This is a genomic window from Microbacterium sp. zg-Y625, assembly GCF_030246925.1.
Classification (GTDB): Bacteria; Actinomycetota; Actinomycetes; order Actinomycetales; family Microbacteriaceae; genus Microbacterium; species Microbacterium jiangjiandongii.
The window spans coordinates 2,769,025-2,790,992 of sequence record NZ_CP126740.1 but is presented as its reverse complement, the minus strand read 5'-3'; the positions used below and the strand labels follow the sequence as shown (position 1 = coordinate 2,790,992).

The following is a 21,968-nucleotide window of genomic DNA, read 5'->3' as shown; positions in this document are numbered from 1 at the left end:
TGCCGGCCCCCTCCGACATTGAGAGCACCACAAATCCCAGGCCAGGCCCGCATTGTGGATAACTTTGCGCACCCCCCAGCTGTGGAGAAGGCGCCGCGTCCGGCTGTGGACGGGCGCTCGCCCACAGCCCCTACCCCCGCGGCAGCCGGTCGCCGATGAGCGCGAGGTTCTGGATCGCCGCCAGGCCGTACTGCGCGGCGTCGTTGGTCGAGACGGTCGGCACCTCATCCACCGGCTGCAGCACGTAGGGCGGGTCGATCCGCCGCAGCGCGAAGTCACGGCGGTGCACGAGCCACTCGCCCATGCCCTCGAAGGCGCGCCACGCCAGCTCGGCCAGCTCGTCGTCGTCCGCGTGCCGCGCCGCCCACGCCGCCAGCCGGCTGTGAGCCTGCTCGAGGTGCACGCCGGTGAAGGGCGCACCGACCGCGCGCTCCTGTTCCTCGGGTGAGGCGAGGTACAGCCGGCAGTACTCCTGCCAGGCGTCGGCGAAGCCGGGAACGTCGACGAGCGAGATCAGCTCGCTGCACACCTCGACCAGACCGAACACGGCGCTCAGGTGCGACACCGACACGCGGTCGCGCGTCGTGTCGAACCGCCCCGCGTCGAGGTCGTACAGCGCTTCGCCGGTGAGAAAGCCCCGCGGCATCGCGGCGATGTCGGCCATCGTCCCCAGCAGCCGGTCGCGCGAGCGCTCGTTGCCGGTGCGCTCCCAGTCCGCCAGCCACGTCGCCGCCAGCGCGCCCCAGTCCGTGCCGAGACCCACCGCGAGCGCCGCGCGGTCGGGCCGGTAGGTCGCGGCATCCGTCCGGACCTTGCGGGTCGGGTCGGTGTCGAGGAAGCGCTGGTCGCTGTCGCGCAGCTCGGTCAGCAGATCGCCCACACGCTCGTCGGCGGTGAGGTAGTGGTAGAACCGGCGGTACACCGGGCTGCTGATGCGCAGCTGCTTGGCGCTGCACCCCCAGTGCTGCACGTTGTGGCGGGAGCCCAGGCCTTTCCACCTGCCCAGGTGGTAGACGTCGACCTCACCGGTGTGCCGGGTCATCGCCTCGGCGAGGCGGAAGACGTCGGCCCGGCCGGTGCGCAGGTAGGAGTACCAGAGCCACAGGTCGGGCGAGAGCTCGCTGTTGTCCCACGCGTAGCCGCCGACGTCGTAGCGCCAGACGTGCCGGTCGTGGTCGTAGGCGTGCATCACGTCGCCGTAGTGCCAGAACCCGTACCAGCGACGCTGATCGATCTGCTCCAGATAGAACGACAGCAGGAAGTCGATGCTGTCCTCGATCTCGGCGCGCACCGGCGTGCTGCGGTCCACCGGCGCCCAGTCGCCGAAGACGACGGCCGCGTGCAGCGCCTCGGGCGTCGGCTGCAGGAGCGGCGGCTGCTGCACCTGCGCGACGTCGAGGGCCAGGTGCTCGATCGGCGGCGTCGCCGCGTAGGCGAAGAGGGTCAGCTCGTGGGTGCGGGCGATGCCGTGCGCATCGCCGAAGCCGGGCTCGTAGTCCTCGTAGGTGATCTCGAGCGCGTCGAGCTGGCTGGCGTAGTCGTCCTGTCCGAGCCCATCGTGGTAGAACCGCAGATCCATCGGCTGCGCCTCGGGGGCGTGCAGCCACGCGGTCACGGTCGCCCGGTTGCCGGCCATGCCGCGGACGTCGAGCTGCCCGGGGTGGGACTGCCAGAACGAGCGCACCCCCACGCCGAACCCGCCGTCCGGGTCGCTCACCGAGACGAAGCCCTCGGCGCGGGTTCCGGCGCCGGCGTCGATCCACCCGTGCCCCGGCGCGGTGCGCTTTCGGATGCCGAACCCGTCGGCGCTCAGCTGTGTGAGGGTGACATCCCCCCATGTCGGCACGAGATGCAGCCGCTCGGAGACCTGCGGGTTCCACTCCGACAGCGGCGGCGTACGCCTGCCCGCGATCTGCGCATCGCGCACCTCGGCGCCGGGGTCGCGCCGCAGACCGGTGATGCCGCGCACCGCTTCGGCGAAGAACCCGCCGTCGGCGCCGGCGATGCGCACGTGACGGTCGTGCAGGTCGGCGCGCAGCGGCACGTCCGCGCGCACGCCGAGCCCTGCGACGAAATCGGTGGCCGCATCGCCGTCCCAGATCACCGTGTGCACGACGCGGATGCGCTCGCTTCCCGCGAGAACGACCAGGCGCACGGTGAAGGGCAGCCATTCCCGCGATCCGTCGAGAGCGCGGTGCGTCCCTTCCACCCGCACGACGGCGCGCACCGGTCCGCGCTGCTCCACGACGACGGACGCGACGCGCGAGCGGAACGGATGCCGCGGACCGGCGCCCCCGTCTTCGGGGACGTCCTGCTGCAGCAGGCTCACGAGGTGCGCGTTCTCGGCCACGACGACATCGCCGCGCCGGAGCCGGCGGAAGAGCGTGTCGACAGGCGTGGCATCCGCGGCACGCGGCGCCTGGATCTCGAGGGTGATCACCCCGTTGCCGACGGTGACGGTGCCGTCGCCCTCGCGCACCTCCACCGGGTGTTCGGGTACGGGGCAGGCGGCGGAAGGATCGACCACGACCTCGTACTCACCCGGGTGGTCGGTGGCCCCGAGCGCGGCGCCCGCCCACTTCACGGAGCCGTCCGGCCACGTGGCCAGCGGCCAGAACTGCGCCGGCACCGTCTCGCCGTCCGCTCCGCGCAGACGCAGCGCGTCGGGCGAACCCGCGGTGCCGCGCGGCAACGGCGCCCCCCACACGGAGCCGCCGGGGAGCCGCTCGGGCGGCAGCTCATCGAGCCAGCGCAGCGGAACGATGGCGGCGGGGGAACCGGTCATAGCGAGTGGACCTCCAGGTTGCGGTAGCAGGCGACGAGCGGTGACATCTGACGGAACCCGAGGCGCCCCCCGCCGACCCGTGGGCCGGTGGACTCGTCATCGGTCCAGGTGAACAGCGACAGGCCGTCGATCGAGAAGGTCACCTGTCCGGCATCCTTGACGACCTCGATGCGGTAGAACGCGTCGCGGGCGTCGGCCACGGGCGGGAGGGGGTCGGCGCCCTGGGCCACGAGGTGGAAACCGGGCGACTTCCGCAGATTGCAGGTGTGGAAGGCGCGTTCGTCCTCCCAGCGCCGCCGGAAGTACGACACGTGCAGGGTGCGGATGTCTCCCGAGTGATACTGCGGGTACGCCCCCGATCGCGGCGCGAGGCCGTCGTCGAAGATCCCGCCGCCGCCGGCTGCCGCCGCCCCGAAGAAGAGCATCGCGAGCCCGGGCTCCGCCCGCGGCGAGAAGTCCCACGAGATGCGCACCCGGTCCGCGAACTCCTCGGGGCACCACAGGGTCCAGTGGTCGTCGGGCCCGCCGGACGACGCCAGCAGCAGCCCATCGGCATCCGCCGTCGCCGACACCGGCCCCTCGGCGATCCAGTCCGCGATGTCCGCGGGACCCGACAGCGCGTTGCGGTAGAGGAGACCCGTACTCACCCCTTGACCGAGCCGATCAGCATGCCCTTGGCGAAGTGCTTCTGCAGGAACGGGTAGAAGAGCAGAATCGGCAGGGTCGCGACGACGATCACCGCGAACTTGATTCCCTGCGCTGGGGGGAGCTGGCTGGGGTCGGCCTCGATGATCGACAGGTCGGTCGCGACCGTCACCTGTCGCAGGAACATCTGCAGCGTCCACATCGAGTTGTCGTTGAGGTACAGCAGCGGCGACATGAAGTCGTTCCAGATGCCGACGGCGTAGAACAGCGCGAACGTCGCCAGCACGGGCTTGGACAGCGGCAGGATGACGTTCCAGAGCGTCTGCAGCTCGTTCGCGCCGTCGATCTTGGCCGACTCCTCCAGCTCGTTGGGCAGCTGCTGGAAGAAGTTCTTGATGATGATCAGGCTGAACGGGTTGATCGCCAGCGGCAGGATCAGTGCCCAGTAGGTGTCCAGCAGCCCCAGCTCCTTCACCATGAGGAACGTGGGGATCATGCCGCCGGAGAACACCATCGTGAACACGATGAGGGAGAGCATGATCCGGCGGCCGGGAAGGTTGTCCTTCGACAGCGGGTACGCCATCGACGCGGTCAGCAGCAGCTGCACGACGGTGCCCACCGCGGTGACCGCGATGGTCGTGATCATCGCCCGGACGAAGGCCGGGCTGGAGAGGATCGCCTCGTACGCCCGCAGGCTGAACGTCTCGGGCCACAGGAAGAACGGCCGGGTCGCCAGCTCGGACTCCGTCGCGAACGATCCCGCCGTGACGTAGACGAACGGCAGCAGAGCGATGAGGCCCAGCCCCACCAGCATCGCGACGTTGACGACGTCGAAGACCCGGCCGGCGGGGGTGTTGAAGCGGTACTTCTCGCGTGCCATCAGAAGATCCCCGTCTGGTTGAAGCGGCGGGCGAGCCAGTTCGCGCCGAAGATCAGCACGACGCCGACGACGGCCTTGAACAGGCCCACGGCGGTGCTGTAGCTGTAGCTGCCCTGGGTGATGCCCATGAAGTAGACATACGTGTCGAAGACGTCGGCGACCTCGCGGTTGAGCGAGTTGGTCATGAGGTAGATCTGCTCGAAGCCGGTGTTGAGCACCTGGCCCATCTGCAGCACCAGCATGACCACGACGGTCGGCATGATCGACGGCAGCGTGATGTGCCACACCCGCTGGAAGCGCCCGGCGCCGTCGATGATCGCGGCCTCGTACTGCTCCTGGTCGACGCTCGCGAGCGCGGCGAGGAAGATGATCGTTCCCCAGCCGGTGTTCTTCCAGATGTCCTGCAGCACGATGATCGGTCGGAACCACGCCGGGTCCGTGAGGAAGTTGATGTCGGTGCCCAGCACTCCGTTGATGAGCTGGAACAGCGGCCCGATGTCGAGGGCGAACAGCAGGTAGGTCAGCGACGCCACGACCGTCCACGACAGGAAGTGGGGGATGTAGATGAGCGTCTGCACCGAGCGCTTGACGATGTTCAGACGCAGCTCGTTGAGCAGCAGCGCCATGACGATCGTCAGGGGGAACGCGATCACGAGGCTCAGCAGCGCCAGGATCAGCGTGTTGGCCAGCAGCCGTGGGAAGTCAGGGCTGGCGAAGAAGTCCTCGAAGTGCTCGAAGCCCACCCACGGGCTGTCTGTGATGCCGAGGAAGGGGACGTAGTCCTTGAAGGCGATGATCGCCCCGCCCATGGGGCCGTAGCGGAACAGCGCGAAGTACACGATGCCGGGCAGCAGCAGCAGATAGAGCCACTTGAACTGGCTGAAGTGCACGCGCGCACCCTTGCGGCGCTTGCGCGGGGGCACGGTGAGCGCCTCGGTGGCGGCCACCGTGCGGTCGAGAGTAACCATGGCAGGTCCTGTCTGGGAAGCAGGGGCGGATGCCGTGGCATCCGCCCCTGTCGGACTCAGTCGTTCTGAGCGGCCAACTCGTTGATCTCGGCGATGATGTCGTCGCCGCCGCTCGAGCGCCACAGGGCGACCGCGTCGGTCAGGCCCTTCCGGTCGATCTGTCCCGCGATGTACTGGATGCGCGCGTCGGAGACGATGGTGTCCAGCTGCGCGCCCTTGGAGATGTACGTCTCAGACACGTAGGCGGCCGCAGGGTCGTACACGGCGGACTCGAGGTCGGATGCCTCGATCGCCTTGCGCTTGTCGTACATCTCCTGCTCGTACTCGGTCGCCTGCTTGGGCAGGTATCCCTGGAAGCCGGTGACGTTCATCCCCAGCTGGGAGTAGCTGAGCACGGCATCCTTCAGCGCCTGCGACGCGTCGTCGACGGGCACGGCCAGGTCGCCGTCGAGGGTGTACGTGACGCCCTCGATGCCGTTGTTGAGGATCGGACCAGCCTCGGGGGAGTTGAGCTTGTCGAGCACCTCGAGCACGGCGTGCAGCTGCTCCTCGGTGCGCACCTTGTCCTTCGGGATCGCCAGGAACCCGCTGTAGCCGGTGGTGGGGTGGGCGTACAGCTCGCCGTCGGGGCCGACGAGGTTGCCGGCGACGTCGACGTAGTTCTGGAAGTTCTCCGGGTCGGATTCCTTGAACAGGTTCATGAGCACGCCGGCGCGGGAGTGCACGTCGATGATCATGCCGCCCTTGCCGTTGAGGAACGGCTCGTTCCAGTTCGCCGAGTCGAAGGTGGCGTAGTCGGGGTTCACCAGGCCCTCGTCGATCAGGCGCTTCTCGTAGTCGACGGCCTCGAGCCACTCGTCCGTGGTGAAGTTCGGCGCCAGTTCGCCGTCGCGCTCGGTCCAGCGGTTGCCCGCCCCGTGCCACGTCTCGATGACGTCGTAGGGGCTGCTGGTGCCGATGGCGCCGGGCCACTTGGGGATGATGATGCCGTACGTGTCGTCGACGCCGTTGCCGTCGGGGTCCTGCTCGGAGAACGCCTTGGCCACCTCGTAGAGGTCATCGGTGGTCTCGGGCAGCTCGAGGCCCAGGTTCGTGAGCCAGTCCTTGCGCACGATGACCGCCGCGCGCATCACGTCGCGCGAGCGGAAGATGCCGTACACCTTGCCGTTGACGCTCGACGCCTGCTGCACTTCGGGGAACGTGGTGGCGAGGTTCGGGTAGTCGCCGAGGTGCTCGGTGAGATCCCAGAACGCGCCGGCCTCGGCGTTGCGGACGAACCCGGGATCCTTGCCCTGGATGACCATGACATGCGGGATGTCGTCGCCGGCGAGGGTGATGTTGGTCTTGTCGCCGTAAGACGAGTTCGGCACCCAGGTGATGTCGAGGTCGACACCCGCGATCTCTTCGAGGGCGTCGTGGACCTCGTTGTCGTCGCTCGGTGCGTTGGTGACCAGGTACGGGACCATGAGCGACAGGGTGTCGAGCTCGGCCGACTCGTCGTCGCCGCCGCCGCCGCCGGAGCAGGCGGTGAGGGCGACGGCTCCGGCGGTGAGCAGGGCGAACGCGGCGAGGCGTCTGCGGTGTTGCATGGTGAACTCCTTCGTTCTGCGGGGTGCAGGGCTGGTGGATGCCGACCGTCAGGCCGGCTGGGGGGAAGGTCTGGAGTGGGCGGGGGCCGATTGTTCGGCCACGAGACGGTCGTTGGCGGCGAAGAACCCGAGGCACAGCGCGGTGCTGATCGCCAGCCAGGCGCCGACCGAGACGAAGGGGATGAGACCGGGGACCATGAGGCTCGCCGTCGTCACGGCCACGGCGGCCACGGCGAGCAGGGCCGAGGGAGCGAGGTTGCGCAGCATCCAGCGCGACGCGGTCGGCAGATAGCGGCGCAGGGGCAGGTCGTAGTGGACGTAGAGCGGGGCGAGGAGGGCGGTGAGGACGACAGCGAGCACGGCGGCCACGGCGGTGATCATCGTGATCGGCTCGCCGAGGGTACCCGCGGGCACGGCCGGCACGACCTGGATCAAAAGCAGTGCCGTGACCGTGAGCGCGGGGGTCAGCACGAGGTGGGAGCGGAAGAACTCCGAGCGCCACGCCCGGGCGAAGGTGCGCAGGGCGGGGAAGGCCTCGCCCCGCAGCCGTCGCCGGGTGACGTGGGCGGCGGCGACCGTCGCCGGGGCGGCGCCGAGAACGACGCCTCCCGCGAGCGTGAAGACGATCCACAGGGCGTTGAGCGCCATCGCCCACATGACCCAGTCGCAGGCCGCGTGGACGCGCAGGGCCCAACCGGGGCCGGCCGCCGTTGTCGTCATGGTGGAATCTCCGTCGATCGCCGCCCAAGATTGGGAATGCGTTTTCCGGGGAGACTAACCGCACAGCGGCAAAGCTGTCAATCTTGGGATGAATCGTTTTACTGCGCGGTGCGCCCGCGCCGGGCGTGGGCATGCGGTCTCGCGACGGAAATCTCCGCGACGACCGCCCGCTTTTCCTTGACCACCGCCTGCCGGGCTCGCCGCGCCCGTACGATGGGCGGGCTGGGACCGGTAACAGGTCACAATCCGGAAACGGATCGGAAAGCGTCTTCCCGCTCCCTTGCCAATCGATTCCCCACGTAGTACCGTGGCCGGCAAGCGCTTTCCCACTGTCGTACCCGGGGGCGGGCCTGCGCCCACACCGCACAACCACATGGACAACGAACGTCCCGCGGAGCACCACGGACACGGACGTTCCAGGAAGGACAAGGATGTTCAGCACCAAGCGGGCCCTCAGCGCCGTCGCCATCGCGACCGGCGCGGCCCTCGCACTCGCCGGCTGTGCCGGCGGCGGCGAAAACGAGCCGGCGGCCGAATTCGACCCCAACGAAGAGGTCACGATCGACCTCGCGTTCTGGGGCAACGACGTGCGCGCCGAGCTCTACAACGAGGCGATCGACGCGTTCAACGAGGAATACCCCAACATCACGGTCAACGCGACGTTCCTGGGCTTCCCCGAGTTCTGGGAGAAGCGCCAGACCGAGGCCGCCGGCGGCGGCCTGCCCGACGTCATGCAGTTCGACTACTCGTACCTGCGCCAGTACTCGGAGAACAACCTGCTGCTCGACCTCGACCCGTACCTCGGGGAGATCATCGAGACGGAGCCGCTTCCCCAGAACATCCTGGACATCGGCGTCGTGAACGACACCACCTACGCCATCCCGACCTCCACCAACGCGTGGGGCCTGTTCACGAACCCTGTCGTGCTCGAGCGCGTCGGCGTCGAGAACTTCGCCGGCGGGTCGTGGGAGGACTACGCCGAGTGGATGGGCCAGGTCACCGAAGCCGGTGGCGGCGAGATCTACGGCGGCGGCGACTACACCGGTCGCATCCAGAACTTCGAGCTGCAGCTGCGCTCGGAGGGTTCGCACCTCTTCAGCGAGGACGGCGAGCCCGGCTTCGATGAGGAGCGCCTCACCGAGTTCTGGGAAGAGGGCACCGCGATGCGCGACGGCATCGCGTTCCCGCAGCAGCTCGTCGAGGAGCTCACCCCGCTCGGCCCGTTCGACACCGCGCGCGCTGCCAGCGAGCTCACCTGGGACAACTTCGGCCCCGGCTACCTCGGCAACCTGGGCGAGGGCTACACCGAGCTGAACCTCATCGAGCCCCCCGTCACCGAGGAAGGCACGCAGGACCTGTACCTGAAGCCGTCGATGCTGCACGCCATCTCGGCCAAGACCGAGCACCCCGAGGCATCCGCGACCCTCGTGAACTTCCTCATCAACTCCCCGCAGTCCGGTGAGATCTTCGGCGCCAACCGCGGCATCCCCGCCTCGGAGACCGCGCTCGAGGCCGCCGAGCTCGACCCGCTGAGCCAGCAGGTCGTCGACTACGAGGCGTCGATCTCCGATCGACTGGGCGACGCCCCGCCGGTTCCGATCGTGGGCTACGGCACGCTGGAGGAGAAGTTCCGCCAGCTCGGCACCGAGCTGAACTTCGGCACGATGACCGTCGACGATGCCGTCACGCAGTTCTTCAGCGAGATGGACATCGTCCTCAACCAGTAAGCAGCGGCTGCCGGGGGCCTGGACGGTCACGTCCGGGCCCCCGTTGCATCCACACTCCCTCACCACCTCAGGAGCACCCGTGAGCACGACTGCGACCAGGGTCATCGTCACCGACGATTCGTCGTCCAAGCGGCGCCTGCTGCGCAAGCAGCGCCCAGAACTCGTCTCCCGGCCGGGTCAGCGTCAGCGGGCACGCCGCGAGACCGCCGCCGGATACGCGTTCCTCGTCCCGTGGCTCGTCGGATTCTTCGGGCTCACCCTCGTGCCGATGGCGTACTCGCTGTACCTGTCGTTCACGAGCTACAACATCTTCTCCCCGCCCAAGTGGATCGGCCTGGACAACTACGTCCGGCTCTTCACCGCGGACCCCAACTTCATGCAGTCGGCGCAGATCACGCTCATCTACGTGCTCGTGGGCACGCCGATCTCGCTGCTGGCGGCGCTCGCCGTCGCGATGCTGCTGAACTACCGCGACAAGGGTGCCGCCTTCTTCCGCTCGGCCTTCTACGCGCCGTCGCTCATCGGCGGCTCGGTGTCGGTGGCCATCGTGTGGCGCGCCATGTTCAACACCGACGGCCCCGTCGACAACGGCCTGAACGTGCTGGGAATCGACCTGGGCGGCTGGATCGGGCAGCCCGGCCTCATCCTCCCCATGATGATCCTGCTGTCGGTCTGGCAGTTCGGCTCGACGATGGTCATCTTCCTCGCCGGCCTCAAGCAGGTTCCGAAGGAGCTGTACGAGGCGGCCGAGATGGACGGCGCGAACGCCTGGCGCCGCTTCCGCGCGGTGACGGTTCCCCTGCTGTCCCCGGTCATCTTCTTCAACCTGCTGCTGGGACTCATCGGCGCGTTCCAGGTCTTCGCCTCCGCCTACATCATCTCCAACGGCACGGGCGGCCCCGCCGGCATGACGAACTTCATCACCGTCTACCTCTACAAGACGGGCTTCGCCGACGGTCGCATGGGCTACGCCGCCGCGATCGCGTGGGTGCTGCTGGTCGTCGTCGCGATCATCGCCTTCATCCTCTTCCGCACTCAGAAGTCGTGGGTGCACTACTCGGGAGACAACCGATGACCATTTCCTCCTCCTCCCCGAACGCGCTGGTGCAGCTCGAGAACCAGGTCGACCCCGACCCGAAGACGTCGCCCCGCCGCCGCGTCAAGCGCAAGACCTGGCAGACGGTGGTCTGGTTCATCGCGCTGATCACGATCACCGCCGTCGTGCTGTACCCGCTCGTCTGGCTCTTCGTCTCGACGTTCAAGCCGAACTCGGAGTTCGGTCAGAACCAGGGGCTCATCCCGAACAGCCCGACCCTGGACAACTACGCCAAGGTGATGGAGGGCATCGCGGGCGTGCCGATGGGCCAGTTCTTCTGGAACTCCTTCGTGCTGGCGGCGCTGTCGGTCGTCGGCACCGTGATCTCGTCTGCCCTGGCCGCCTATGCGTTCGCCCGACTGCAGTTCAAGGGACTCGGGGTGCTCTTCGCAGCGATGATCGGCACGCTGCTGCTGCCGTTCCACGTCGTGATCATCCCGCAGTACATCCTGTTCAACAATCTCGGCCTGGTGGACACCTTCGTGCCCCTGCTGCTGCCGAAGTTCCTCGCCACCGAGGCGTTCTTCGTCTTCCTGCTGGTGCAGTTCATCCGGCAGATGCCGCGCGACATGGACGAGGCCGCCAAGATCGACGGCGCCGGCCACTTCCGGGTGTTCTGGTCGATCATCCTGCCGCTCATCCGCCCCGCGCTCATCACCTGCGCGATCTTCTCGTTCATCTGGGCGTGGAACGACTTCCTCGGGCCCCTGCTCTACCTCACCAGCCCCGAGAACTATCCGCTCCCCATCGCGCTGCGCCTCTACAACGACCAGACGTCGTCGAGCGACTACGGCGCGACGGTCACCGCGTCGTTCGTCGCACTGCTGCCGATCCTGCTGTTCTTCATCGTCTTCCAGCGCTTCCTCGTCGACGGCGTCGCCACGCAGGGCCTCAAGGGCTGAGTAGGATGCCGACGATGACCAGCCGCCGCGAGCACAAGGCCGCCCTGCGCGCCGAGCGCTCCGGCGCCGGCCCGGTGCGCACCGAGGGGCCGCCGCCGCGGTTCCCCGGTGCGTCGGGCCGGTTCGCACTCTTCGGCGAGGTGCTGCAGACGGGCCTGCTCATGACCCTCGTCGCGCTGCCGGTCATCACCCTGCCCGCGGCCCTGGCCGCCGGCATCCGGCACCTGCGTCGCCATGTGGCGGCCGAGGACTCGCGGCTGCAGTTCTTCTGGGCAGACGTCCGCCGCGCCGTGCTCCCGGGCGCCGTCGTCGGCGCGGTGGCGCTCGTGGCCACCCTGGTGCTGCTGCTGGACATCGACCTGGCCCGCTCGGGGTTCCTCCCCGGCGGCGCCGTCATCGAGATCGTCGGCTGGGTGGGGCTGGCCGTCGTGTCGGTGGCGCTGCTCGCGTGCGCCGGCGCCTGGACCCCCGCTCTCGGCTGGCGGGGCGCGCTGCGCTGCGTGCCCGCCGCGATCGCCGCAGACCCGGCCGGCGCGCTGTACCTCGCGGCGACAGCAGTGTTCGTCGTCGTCTCCACCTGGGCGCTCGTGCCCCTGTTCATCCCCGCCATCGGCTGCGCCGCCCTGGCGGTCGTCGCCATCCCCACGCGCCGGCGCGGACGCGCCTGACGCCACCCCCGACCCGCCACCGTCGGCGGGCCAGACCGGAAGGAAGACCGTGACCTCTGCCCACGGATCCGTCGACCCCCGCCTTGCGATCTCCGACGTCGACCGCCGCCTGTTCGGCGGTTTCGTCGAGCACCTCGGCCGCCATATCTACGACGGCATCCACGAGCCCGCCCATCCCTCCGCCGACGCCGACGGCTTCCGCACCGACGTGATCGAGCTCGTCAAGGAGCTGGGCGTCTCGACGATCCGCTACCCCGGTGGCAACTTCGTCTCGGGCTACCGGTGGGAAGACGGCATCGGCCCCGTAGACCAGCGCCCCCGGCGCCTCGACCTCGCGTGGCACTCCACCGAGACGAACGAGGTGGGACTTCACGAGTTCTCGGACTGGCTCGAGAAGGTCGGCAGCGACCTCATGCTCGCCGTCAACCTCGGCACGCGCGGGACGCAGGAGGCCATCGACCTGCTCGAGTACGCCAACGTCGACGCCGAGACCGACTGGACCCGTCAGCGCCGCGCGAACGGTCGCGACGAGCCGCTCGCCGTGAAGATGTGGTGCCTGGGCAACGAGATGGACGGCCCGTGGCAGCTGGGGCACCGCAACGCCGACGACTACGGCAAGCTCGCCTCGCGCACGGCCAAGGGCATGCGCATGGTCGACCCGGGCATCGAGCTGGTCGTCTGCGGCTCGTCCGGCAGCGGCATGCCGACCTTCGGCTCGTGGGAGCGCACCGTGCTCGAGCACACCTTCGACGACGTCGACTTCATCTCGTGCCACTCCTACTACCAGGAGATGGGCGGCAACGCGCAGGAGTTCCTCGCCTCGGGCGTCGACATGGCGCGGTTCATCGAGTCGGTCGTCTCGATCGCCGACGCGGTCGCGGCGACGAAGAAGAGCGACAAGCGCATCATGATCTCGTTCGACGAGTGGAACGTCTGGTACCTCCACGCCGAGGGCGGCGGGCAGAACGACAAGCCGAAGGAGACCGGCTGGCCGGTCGCCCCGCGGCTGCTCGAGGACCAGTACCACGCACTGGATGCCGTCGTCTTCGGCGACCTCATGATCACGCTGCTGCAGCACGCCGACCGGGTGCGCTCGGCATCCCTCGCGCAGCTCGTGAACGTGATCGCCCCGATCATGACAGAGCCCGGGGGCATCGCCTGGCGGCAGACGACGTTCTTCCCGTTCTCGATCACGTCGCGCTTGACGGGCGACCGTGTGGTGCGTGTGCCGGTGACGGCGGGCACGTTCACGAGCGAGCGCTTCGGCGAGGTCGCGGCGGTCAACGCGGTGGCCACCGTCGACGACGACGGCGTGAGCCTGTTCGTCGTCAACCGGTCGACCACCGATGCGGCGGACCTGCGGCTGGATCTCGCAGCCGTCGCCGCGCAGTTCGGCCGTCACCTGCACGTGACCGAGTCGCACCTGCTTCACGAGGACGACATGTACGCCGCCAACACCCTCGAAGACCCGGAGCGCGTTGGCGTGCGGCCCCTGGACGGCCTTGCGCTCGACGGGGACGCCCTCACCGCGACCCTCCCGCCGGTGTCGTGGGCCGCCGTGCGCCTGGCGTGAGGCGAGCGGAGGGCGTGACGCGGCCGTAGCCGCAGACGCTTGCGGAAAGCGTCTTCCGCTGTCAGGATGAAAGAACGGAAAGCGCTTACCGAGACGGGAGCGCCGAGAAGCGCGAGAAGCGCCGAGCAGAAGGAACCCACAGTGTCAGAGACGACCACCCTGGACGCCCCCGCCGCGACGACCCCTCAGGTGCGTGAGATCGGCATCATCATGAACGGCGTCTCGGGCCGCATGGGATACCGCCAGCACCTCGTGCGGTCGATCCTCGCGATCCGCGAGCAGGGCGGCATCGAGCTGCCCGACGGCTCGAAGGTCACCGTCAAGCCGCTGCTGGTCGGCCGCAGCGAGGCCAAGCTCGCCGAGCTCGCCGCCCGCCACGGCATCGAGGACTACACGACCGATCTGGATGCCGCTCTCGCCGATTCCCGCTGGGAGATCTACGCCGACTTCCTCGTCACGAAGGCGCGCGCATCGGCCCTGCGCAGGGCGATCGCCGCGGGCAAGACGATCTACACCGAAAAGCCCACGGCCGAGTCGGTCGACGAGGCGCTGGAGCTGGCGAAGCTCGCCGCAGAGGCCGGGGTCAAGACCGGCGTCGTGCACGACAAGCTCTACCTGCCCGGGCTGCAGAAGCTCAAGCGCCTCATCGACTCCGGGTTCTTCGGCCGCATCCTGTCGGTGCGCGGCGAGTTCGGCTACTGGGTGTTCGAGGGCGACTGGCAGCCCGCGCAGCGCCCCAGCTGGAACTACCGCACCGAAGACGGCGGCGGCATCATCGTCGACATGTTCCCGCACTGGAACTACGTGCTGGAGAACCTCTTCGGCGAGGTCAAGAGCGTCTATGCCCAGGCCGCGGTGCACATCGCCGACCGCTGGGACGAGAACGGCGAGCACTACACCGCCACGGCGGAGGACGCCGCGTACGGCGTCTTCGAGCTCGACGGCGGAGTCGTCGCCCAGATCAACTCGAGCTGGACCACTCGCGTCAACCGCGACGAGCTGGTCGAGTTCCACGTCGACGGCACGCACGGTTCTGCGGTCGTAGGCCTGTTCGGTGCCAAGATCCAGCACCGCAACGGCACGCCCAAGCCGGTGTGGAATCCCGACCTGGCGGACGACCACGACTACGACGCCGACTGGGCCGCCGTCCCCACCAACGACGTCTTCCAGAACGGCTTCAAGCAGCAGTGGGAGGAGTTCCTCGTCTCCTACGCGACCGGCACCGAGTACCCCTTCGATCTGCTCTCCGGCGCCCGTGGCGTGCTGCTGGCCGAGGCGGGCCTGCGCTCGAGCCGCGAAGGCTGCAAGGTCGAGCTGCCCGCCCTGACGCTGGACTGACGATGGGGCTCACTCTCTTCGGCGCCGACGGCGTCACGACCACCGCGGACCTCAACGCCGCTCCCGGCCACGCCAAGCCCACGGGGCCGCTGCAGAGCCGCGTCGCGTACGCCGCCGCACACGTCGTGCCCGTCACCTGGGGCGACAACACCCCCGGGCAGCCGGCGCAGATCGACTGGGATGCCACGCTGGACTTCCGTCGCAGCGTGTACTCCTGGGGCCTCGGCGTCGCCGATGCCATGGACACCGCCCAGCGCAACATGGGACTGGATGCCGCGGCCACCCGGGAGCTCATCACCCGCTCCGCCGAGGTCGCCCGTGAAGAGGGCGGGTCGGTCGTCGTCGGCGTCAACACCGACAACACCGACGCCGGCGGCCTCTCGCTGGACGAGGTCACCGCCGCCTACCTCGAGCAGTTGCACTTCACCGAGGAGCAGGGCGCAGGACCCGTGCTCATGGCCAGCCGCCACCTCGCGCGGGCGGCCGAGTCGGCCGAGGACTATCGCCGCGTGTACGGCGCGGTGCTGCAGGCGGCGACGACTCCGGTGGTGCTGCACTGGCTGGGCACGGCGTTCGACCCGCAGCTGGCCGGCTACTTCGGCTCGACCGACTGGCGCGCGGCATCCGAGGTGCTGCTGCAGATCATCGGAGAGAACGCCGACAAGGTCGCGGGCGTGAAGATGAGCCTGCTGGATGCCGCCTCCGAGGTGTCGGTGCGCGAGCGCCTGCCCGAGGGCGTGCGCATGTTCACCGGCGACGACTTCAACTACGTCGGCCTCATCGGCGGCGCGGACGTGCCCGAGGCACCGCAGCCGCAGCGCGACCCGGCGAGCCCGCGGCAGCACTCCGACGCGCTGCTGGGCGCCTTCGCCGCGCTCACGCCGGTGGCATCCGCCGCCATCCAGGCGCTCGACGCCGACGATCCGGCCCGCTACCTCGAGATCCTGGCACCCACCGAGGCCCTGAGCCGGCAGGTGTTCGCCGCGCCGACCTTCTACTACAAGACCGGCGTCGCCTTCCTGTCGTGGCTCAACGGCCACCAGAGCGCGTTCCAGATGGTCGGGGGCCTGCACTCCGCCCGGAGCCTCCCGCACCTGTCGCGCATCGTCGAGCTCGCCAACGCCGCGCACGCGCTGGAGCAGCCGGAGCTGGCGCAGGAGCGCTGGCACGGGATGCTGCGCATGAACGGGGTGTCGGCATGACCGCGCCCGACGCCCGCCTGTCGATCAACCAGGCGACGATCAAGCACGCCGACCTCGCAACGGCACTGCGGGTCACGGCCGAAGCGGGCGTGCAGGCGATCGGCCTGTGGCGCGAGCCGGTGAACGAGGTGGGGCTCGCGACCGCCGCGCAGATGCTCGCCGACTCGGGGCTGCGCTTCACGACCCACTGCCGCGGCGGGTTCTTCACCATGCCCGAGGGGCCCGCCCGCCGCGCCTCGATCGACGACAACCGGGTCGCGATCGACGAGACCGCCGCCCTCGCCGCGGCCGGCGCCGAGGGCTCCACCGCCATCCTCGTGCTTGTGGCCGGAGGGCTCCCCGAGGGCTCGCGCGACATCGCCGGGGCCCGGGAGCGCGTGCGGGACGCGATCGGGGAGCTGGTGCCGCACGCGGCGGCCGCCGGCGTGACCCTCGCGATCGAGCCGCTGCATCCGATGTTCGCCAGCGACAGGTGCGTCGTGTCGACGCTCGGCCAGGCGCTCGACATCGCGCGGGACTTCGACCCGGCCGTCGTCGGGGCTACCGTCGACACGTTCCACATCTTCTGGGACCCCGATGTCGAGGCATCCATCGCCCGCGCCGGAGCCGAGGGGCGCATCGCGACCTACCAGGTGTGCGACTGGAAGACGCCGCTGCCGGCGGACGTGCTGCTGGGTCGTCATTACCCGGGCGACGGGGTCATCGACTTCGCCGCGCTCACCCGGGCGGTCGAGGCCACCGGGTACGACCGCGACATCGAGGTGGAGATCTTCAACGCCGATGTGTGGGCCACCGATCCGCTGCTGGCGGTGCAGCGCACCGCCGCGGCATTCGGTGACGTGGTCTCGCCGCATCTGGGCGTCACCATAGAATCTCGATCGTGACCGAAGCCACCGAACGTCTGCGGTCCGGCTCCGCCACGCTCCACGACGTGGCGCGTGAGGCGGGGGTGTCGTTGGCGACCGCTTCCCGCGTGCTCAACGGGTCGACCCGCAAGGTGGCCGATTCGTACCGGGAGCGTGTGGAGACGGCCGCCGCGCGCCTCGGCTACAGCGCGAACCTGTCGGCGCAGGCGACGGCCCGCGGCACCTCGGCGATCATCGCCCTGCTCGTCGCCGACATCGCCGACCCCTATTTCGGCGAGATCGCCTCGGGGGTCGCCCAGGGCGCCGACGAGGCGGGCCTGGTCGTCACGGTCGCCATCACCGAGCGCGACGCCGAGCGCGAGGTGCGTCTCGTGCGGGCCCTGCGCGGGCAGCGGCCGCGCGGGCTGATCCTCGCCGCCTCCCGCACGTCGCCCGAGATCGCCCCGGAGCTGCTGGCCGAGCTCGACCACGTGGTGGCCGCGGGCGGCCGGGTCGTCGCCCTCGGTGCGGGCACCGACAGCGTGCGCGCGGTCACCATCGACAACCGCGAGGGCGCCCGCGCGCTCGGCGCGGCACTGGCCGAACGCGGCTACCGATCGGCCGTGGTCCTCGGGGCCGCGGAGGGCGTGCTCACGAGCGACAGCCGTGTCGCCGGTTTCAGCGAGGGCTTCACGGCCGGCGGCGGCAACGCGCCGCGCGTGTACCGGGGGGCCTTCAGCCGGGCATCGGGGGCGGATCTCATGACCCAGGTCCTCGCCGACGGCGTGGAGCCGGGCACCGTCGTCTTCGGCGTCAGCGACGTCGTCGCGATCGGAGCCATGTCGGCGGTGCGGGAGGCGGGCCGGGAGCCGGGCACCGACATCGCGTTCGCCGGCTTCGATGACATCCCCACGTCCCGCGATGTGACCCCGCCGCTGTCGACCGTGGCGGTGCCGCTCGCCGAGGTCGGGCTCGAGACCTTCCGCGCCGCGACCGACCCCGATTGGACGCCCCAGCCGCTGCGCCTCGAGGTGACGCTGCGCGACAGCACGCCACCGCGGCCGTGACGGTCGTCGTCGCGATCGACAGCTTCAAGGGCTCGATCGCCGCCGCAGACGCGGCCCGGGCCCTCGCCGACGGCTGGCTCGACATCCGCGCCGACGCCCTGGTGCTGCTGCGGCCCATGGCCGACGGCGGTGAGGGCACGCTCGACGCGTTCGCCGCCGCGGTCGCGGGAGCCGAGAGGATGCCGGTGCGGGTGACCGGGCCCGACGGTGCCACCGTCGATGCGTCGTGGCTGCTCCTGCCGCCGACCCCCGACGCCCCGACCGGGACCGGGGTGGTGGAGCTGGCATCCACCTCGGGGATCGAGCTGCTCGGCGACCGGCGCCTGCCGTGGGACGCCGACACGACCGGGTTCGGTCAGGCCATCGCGGCGGCGCTCGACCACGGCGTCTCGCGGCTCGTGCTGGGCATCGGGTCCAGCGCCTCCACGGACGGCGGGGTCGGGATGCTTCGGGCGCTCGGGGCGCGGTTCACCGATGCGACGGACGTCGACGTGGCCCCCGGCGTTCGGGGCCTCGAGGCGCTCGACCGGGTCGACCTGTCGGCCCTGCGACCGCTGCCCCCCGCGGGCGCGGTCGTGCTCACCGATGTGACCAACCCGCTGCTCGGCGCGACCGGCGCCGCCGCCGTCTTCGGGCCGCAGAAGGGGGTGGATGCCGCGGGGGTCGCCCGCGCCGACGCGGCGCTGGCGCGCCTCGCCGCGCTCATCGGCGCAGATCCGCAGGAGCCCGGCACCGGGGCTGCCGGTGGCACCGGGTTCGCCCTGCTCGCCTGGGGCGCCGCGCTCGTGCCCGGCGCGCCCGAGGTCGCCGACCTCATCGGATTGCGCGAGGCGGTGGCGTCGGCTTCCGTCGTCGTCACCGGCGAGGGGGCGTACGACGGCCAATCCGCGGCAGGGAAGGTCCCGTCCTTCGTCGCGCGGCTGGCCGCCGACGCCGGGGTGCCCGTCGCGCTCGTCGCGGGCCGCATCGCGGCGGATGCCGACACGGCCGCCTTCGTGGCATCCGTCTCGCTCACCGACCTCGCCGGAAGCCCCGCCGCATCGCTCGCCGAGCCGGCGCGGTGGCTGCGGGCCGCCGGAGCCGCGCTCGCCGCCCGCGCCTGACGGCCCGCGCTCCGCTCACATCCAGCGGCGGGCCTTGAAGACCAGGTACAGCACCACCGAGGTCGCCAGCATCCCGAGGAGCGCCAGCGGGTAGCCCCACGGCGATTGCAGCTCGGGCATGTAGGTGAAGTTCATGCCGTAGACGGTGCCGACCAGCGTCGGACCGAAGAGGATCGCCGCCCACCCCGAGATCTTCTTGACCTGCTCGCTCTGCTCCAGCGCGGTGTCGGTCTGGCGGTGGGTGACGAGCGTGGCGTTGACGGTGAGCGCGTTCTCGAGGATCGCTCGCAGCGCCGCGATCTTCTCGGTGATGCGGATGACGTGGTCCTCCACGTTGCGCAGCTCACGCTGCAGCTCGATGTCGACCCGATACTTCTCGGCGCCCCGCAGCACCGCCTCGAGCATCTCGCTGAGCGGCTCCGTGGCGCGCTGGAAGAGGATGACCTCCCGAGACAGCTCGTAGATGCGACGGGACAGCTCGGAGCCGGTGTCGCTGAACAGCGAGTCCTCGATCTCGTCGACGTCGTTCTGCAGCCCTGCGGTCACCGGCGCGTATTCGTCGACGACTTCGTCGAGGATCGCGGCGAGCACGACCTGCGGGCCCTTCGCTAGCAGCGCCGGCTGCTGCTCGAGGCGGCGCCGGACGACGGCGAGGTCGGGGACGTCGGCGTGGCGGATCGTGACGACGAAGTCCGGGCCGACGAACACGTGCAGCTCACCGAAATCGACCGTCTCGGCCGCGTCGTTGTAGCTGGCCGGGCGCAGCACGGTGAAGAGGATGTCGCCGTAACGCTCGATCTTCGGGCGCTGGTGGCCGGCGAGCGCGTCTTCCACGGCGAGCGGATGCAGCGAGAACTCGGCCGCCACCTGCTGAAGCTCCTCCGGCGTCGGCCGCAGCAGGCCGATCCACGCCATCCCGTGGTTGGCCTTCATGTGCTCGAAGGTCTGCTCGAGGGTCGCGGGGTTGCGGATCCGCTCCCCGTCCACATACACGGCGTTGTCGATGATAGGCATCCCGCCAGTCTGCCCCCTCCGGAGCCCCGCGCCGCGCCGCCCTCGATCGCTGAAACAGCATCTGGCGGCCGAGACATTGGTCGTTTCCCACTGTCTCGGCCGCCAGATGCGGTCTCACGGTTCTGGTGAACCCCCCGCGGGTCAGCCGCCGAGCGCGGCGGCGACCACGGCGCGGGCCTCGGCCTGCACCTCGCGCAGGTGCTCCGGGCCGCGCAGCGACTCGGCGTACAGCTTGTAGACGTCCTCGGTGCCGGACGGGCGGGCGGCGAACCACGCGTGCTCGGTCTGCACCTTCAGTCCGCCGATCGGCGCGCCGTTGCCGGGCGCGTGCGACAGCTTCGCGGTGATGGGCTCGCCGGCCAGCTCCGTGGCGGTGACGGCCTCGGGCGAGAGCTTGGCCAGCGTCGCCTTCTGCTCGGGCGTCGCCGGGGCGTCGACGCGCTCGTACGCCGAGGCGCCGAACTCCGCCTCGAGCTCGGCATAGCGCTGCGACGGCGTCTTGCCCGTGACCGCGAGGATCTCCGCCGCCAGCAGGCACAGCAGGATGCCGTCCTTGTCGGTGGTCCAGACGCTTCCGTCTTTGCGCAGGAACGACGCCCCCGCCGACTCCTCGCCGCCGAAGGCGACGGAGCCGTCGAGCAGGCCGGGCACGAACCACTTGAACCCGACCGGCACCTCCAGCAGGGGGCGGCCGAGCGAGGCGGCGACGCGGTCGATGATCATCGACGACACCAGGGTCTTGCCGATCGCGGCATCCGCCGGCCACCCCTCGCGGTGCCGGAACAGGTAGTCGATCGCGACGGCGAGGTAGTGGTTGGGGTTCATCAGCCCCGCGTCGGGCGTGACGATGCCGTGCCGGTCGGCGTCGGCATCGTTGCCGGTGAGGATGTCGTACTCGTCGCGGCGGGCCAGCAGCGACGCCATCGCCGACGGCGACGACGGATCCATGCGGATCTTCTCGTCCCAGTCCAGCGTCATGAACCGCCACGTCGGGTCGACGTCGGGGTTCACCACCGTGAGGTCCAGGCCGTACTTCTCCGCGATGAGGGCCCAGTACTCCACCGAGGCGCCCCCGAGGGGGTCGGCGCCGATGCGCACGCCCGCGGAGCGGATCGCGTCGATGTCGATGATCGAGGCCAGCTCGCGCACGTACTCCTCGCGGAAGTCGTACGTTTCGAGCTGGGCGGTGTCGATATCGGCGAACCGCGTGCGGGTGACGCCCTCGAGTCCCGCGGCGATGAGCGCGTTGGCCCGGTCGGCGACCCAGCCGGTCGCGTCGGTGTCGGCGGGGCCGCCGTGCGGCGGGTTGTACTTGAAGCCGCCGTCGCGGGGCGGGTTGTGCGACGGGGTGACGACGATGCCGTCCGCCCGCGCCGGGTCGGTGGCCTCGAGCGCCCGGTTGTGCGCGAGGATCGCGAGGCTCAGCGCCGGCGTCGGCACCCACGCGTCGCGGGAGTCCACGCGCACGTCGATGCCGTTGCCCACGAGCACCTCGATGGCGCTGCGCTCGGCCGGCCGCGAGAGCCCGTGGGTGTCACGCCCCAGGAACAGCGGACCCGTGATGCCCTGCGCGCGGCGGTAGTCGACGATCGCCTGCGTCGTCGCGAGGATGTGGTCCTCGTTGAAGCTGGTCGACAGCGACGATCCGCGGTGGCCGCTGGTGCCGAACGCGACGCGCTGGGCGGCGACGGACGGGTCGGGCTTGCGGTCGTAATAGGCGGCGACGAGTTCGTCGATGTCGACGAGATCGGATGCTTCGGCGGGCTGTCCTGCTCGGCTCATCCTCCCAGTCTGCCCCCTGTCGCCGGTGGGCGCACGCAGGCTTGACACAGCAGGGCCGGGAGCG

18 protein-coding genes are annotated in these 21,968 nt (G+C 70.1%); 10 read left to right on the top strand and 8 right to left on the bottom strand.

From position 1 onward, the window contains the following. Window positions 1-130: 130 nt before the first annotated feature. From QNO14_RS13035 to QNO14_RS13010, 6 genes are read right to left on the bottom strand one after another with little or no spacing between them, the layout of a single operon-like run. Complete coding sequence (locus tag QNO14_RS13035; protein WP_257505628.1) at window positions 131-2,785, bottom strand: exo-rhamnogalacturonan lyase family protein; 2,655 nt, start codon at window positions 2,783-2,785, stop codon at window positions 131-133. Beyond that, window positions 2,782-3,432 (bottom strand): DUF1961 family protein, encoded by a 651-nt coding sequence (locus QNO14_RS13030; protein WP_257505627.1) that lies wholly within the window; start codon window positions 3,430-3,432, stop codon window positions 2,782-2,784. The genes QNO14_RS13035 and QNO14_RS13030 overlap by 4 nt, the downstream gene beginning before the upstream one ends. Further along, window positions 3,429-4,310, bottom strand: coding sequence for a carbohydrate ABC transporter permease (locus QNO14_RS13025; protein WP_257493986.1), 882 nt, complete (start codon window positions 4,308-4,310; stop codon window positions 3,429-3,431). Before QNO14_RS13025 ends, QNO14_RS13030 begins: the two co-directional genes overlap by 4 nt. Beyond that, window positions 4,310-5,278: an ABC transporter permease gene (locus QNO14_RS13020; protein ID WP_257505626.1), complete on the bottom strand. Its 969-nt coding sequence runs from the start codon at window positions 5,276-5,278 to the stop codon at window positions 4,310-4,312. Before QNO14_RS13020 ends, QNO14_RS13025 begins: the two co-directional genes overlap by 1 nt. 56 nt (window positions 5,279-5,334) lie before the next feature. Then, window positions 5,335-6,867, bottom strand: coding sequence for an extracellular solute-binding protein (locus tag QNO14_RS13015; protein ID WP_257505625.1), 1,533 nt, complete (start codon window positions 6,865-6,867; stop codon window positions 5,335-5,337). 48 nt (window positions 6,868-6,915) lie between these two features. Next, window positions 6,916-7,587 carry a YesL family protein gene (locus QNO14_RS13010; protein WP_257505624.1) on the bottom strand — a complete coding sequence of 224 codons (672 nt, stop codon included), beginning with the start codon at window positions 7,585-7,587 and terminating at the stop codon, window positions 6,916-6,918. A 431-nt stretch (window positions 7,588-8,018) separates the two neighbouring features. Here QNO14_RS13010 and QNO14_RS13005 point away from each other — a divergent pair, with 431 nt between their 5' ends. The 10 genes from QNO14_RS13005 (at window position 8,019) to QNO14_RS12960 (ending at window position 19,108) form a co-directional block, all read left to right on the top strand. Next, a complete protein-coding gene (locus QNO14_RS13005; RefSeq protein ID WP_257493982.1) occupies window positions 8,019-9,314 on the top strand; it encodes an ABC transporter substrate-binding protein in 1,296 nt (431 codons plus the stop codon). A gap of 79 nt (window positions 9,315-9,393) precedes the next feature. Then, the gene (locus QNO14_RS13000) at window positions 9,394-10,389 is read left to right on the top strand and encodes a carbohydrate ABC transporter permease (RefSeq protein ID WP_257493981.1); all 996 of its coding nucleotides are present in this window, start codon (window positions 9,394-9,396) and stop codon (window positions 10,387-10,389) included. After that, complete coding sequence (locus tag QNO14_RS12995) at window positions 10,386-11,312, top strand: carbohydrate ABC transporter permease (protein WP_257493980.1); 927 nt, start codon at window positions 10,386-10,388, stop codon at window positions 11,310-11,312. The genes QNO14_RS13000 and QNO14_RS12995 overlap by 4 nt, the downstream gene beginning before the upstream one ends. 14 nt (window positions 11,313-11,326) lie before the next feature. After that, window positions 11,327-11,980, top strand: coding sequence for a hypothetical protein (locus QNO14_RS12990; RefSeq protein ID WP_257493979.1), 654 nt, complete (start codon window positions 11,327-11,329; stop codon window positions 11,978-11,980). A gap of 49 nt (window positions 11,981-12,029) precedes the next feature. Then, window positions 12,030-13,553 carry an arabinosylfuranosidase ArfA gene (gene arfA / locus QNO14_RS12985; RefSeq protein WP_257505623.1) on the top strand — a complete coding sequence of 508 codons (1,524 nt, stop codon included), beginning with the start codon at window positions 12,030-12,032 and terminating at the stop codon, window positions 13,551-13,553. Between the two features lie 210 nt (window positions 13,554-13,763). Continuing rightward, complete coding sequence (locus QNO14_RS12980) at window positions 13,764-14,891, top strand: Gfo/Idh/MocA family protein (protein WP_257494282.1); 1,128 nt, start codon at window positions 13,764-13,766, stop codon at window positions 14,889-14,891. Between the two features lie 2 nt (window positions 14,892-14,893). Beyond that, the gene (locus QNO14_RS12975) at window positions 14,894-16,093 is read left to right on the top strand and encodes a dihydrodipicolinate synthase family protein (RefSeq protein ID WP_257505621.1); all 1,200 of its coding nucleotides are present in this window, start codon (window positions 14,894-14,896) and stop codon (window positions 16,091-16,093) included. Beyond that, a complete protein-coding gene (locus tag QNO14_RS12970; protein WP_257493975.1) occupies window positions 16,090-16,977 on the top strand; it encodes a sugar phosphate isomerase/epimerase family protein in 888 nt (295 codons plus the stop codon). Before QNO14_RS12975 ends, QNO14_RS12970 begins: the two co-directional genes overlap by 4 nt. Further along, the gene (locus QNO14_RS12965; RefSeq protein WP_257493974.1) at window positions 16,974-18,005 is read left to right on the top strand and encodes a LacI family DNA-binding transcriptional regulator; all 1,032 of its coding nucleotides are present in this window, start codon (window positions 16,974-16,976) and stop codon (window positions 18,003-18,005) included. Before QNO14_RS12970 ends, QNO14_RS12965 begins: the two co-directional genes overlap by 4 nt. Then, a complete protein-coding gene (locus QNO14_RS12960) occupies window positions 18,002-19,108 on the top strand; it encodes a glycerate kinase (protein WP_257505620.1) in 1,107 nt (368 codons plus the stop codon). The genes QNO14_RS12965 and QNO14_RS12960 overlap by 4 nt, the downstream gene beginning before the upstream one ends. A 15-nt stretch (window positions 19,109-19,123) precedes the next feature. Here the strand turns inward: QNO14_RS12960 and QNO14_RS12955 are convergent, their stop codons facing one another. After that, window positions 19,124-20,122 carry a magnesium and cobalt transport protein CorA gene (locus tag QNO14_RS12955; RefSeq protein WP_257505619.1) on the bottom strand — a complete coding sequence of 333 codons (999 nt, stop codon included), beginning with the start codon at window positions 20,120-20,122 and terminating at the stop codon, window positions 19,124-19,126. A 141-nt stretch (window positions 20,123-20,263) separates the two neighbouring features. Continuing rightward, complete coding sequence (gene pgm / locus QNO14_RS12950) at window positions 20,264-21,904, bottom strand: phosphoglucomutase (alpha-D-glucose-1,6-bisphosphate-dependent) (protein ID WP_257493971.1); 1,641 nt, start codon at window positions 21,902-21,904, stop codon at window positions 20,264-20,266. Window positions 21,905-21,968 lie beyond the last annotated feature (64 nt).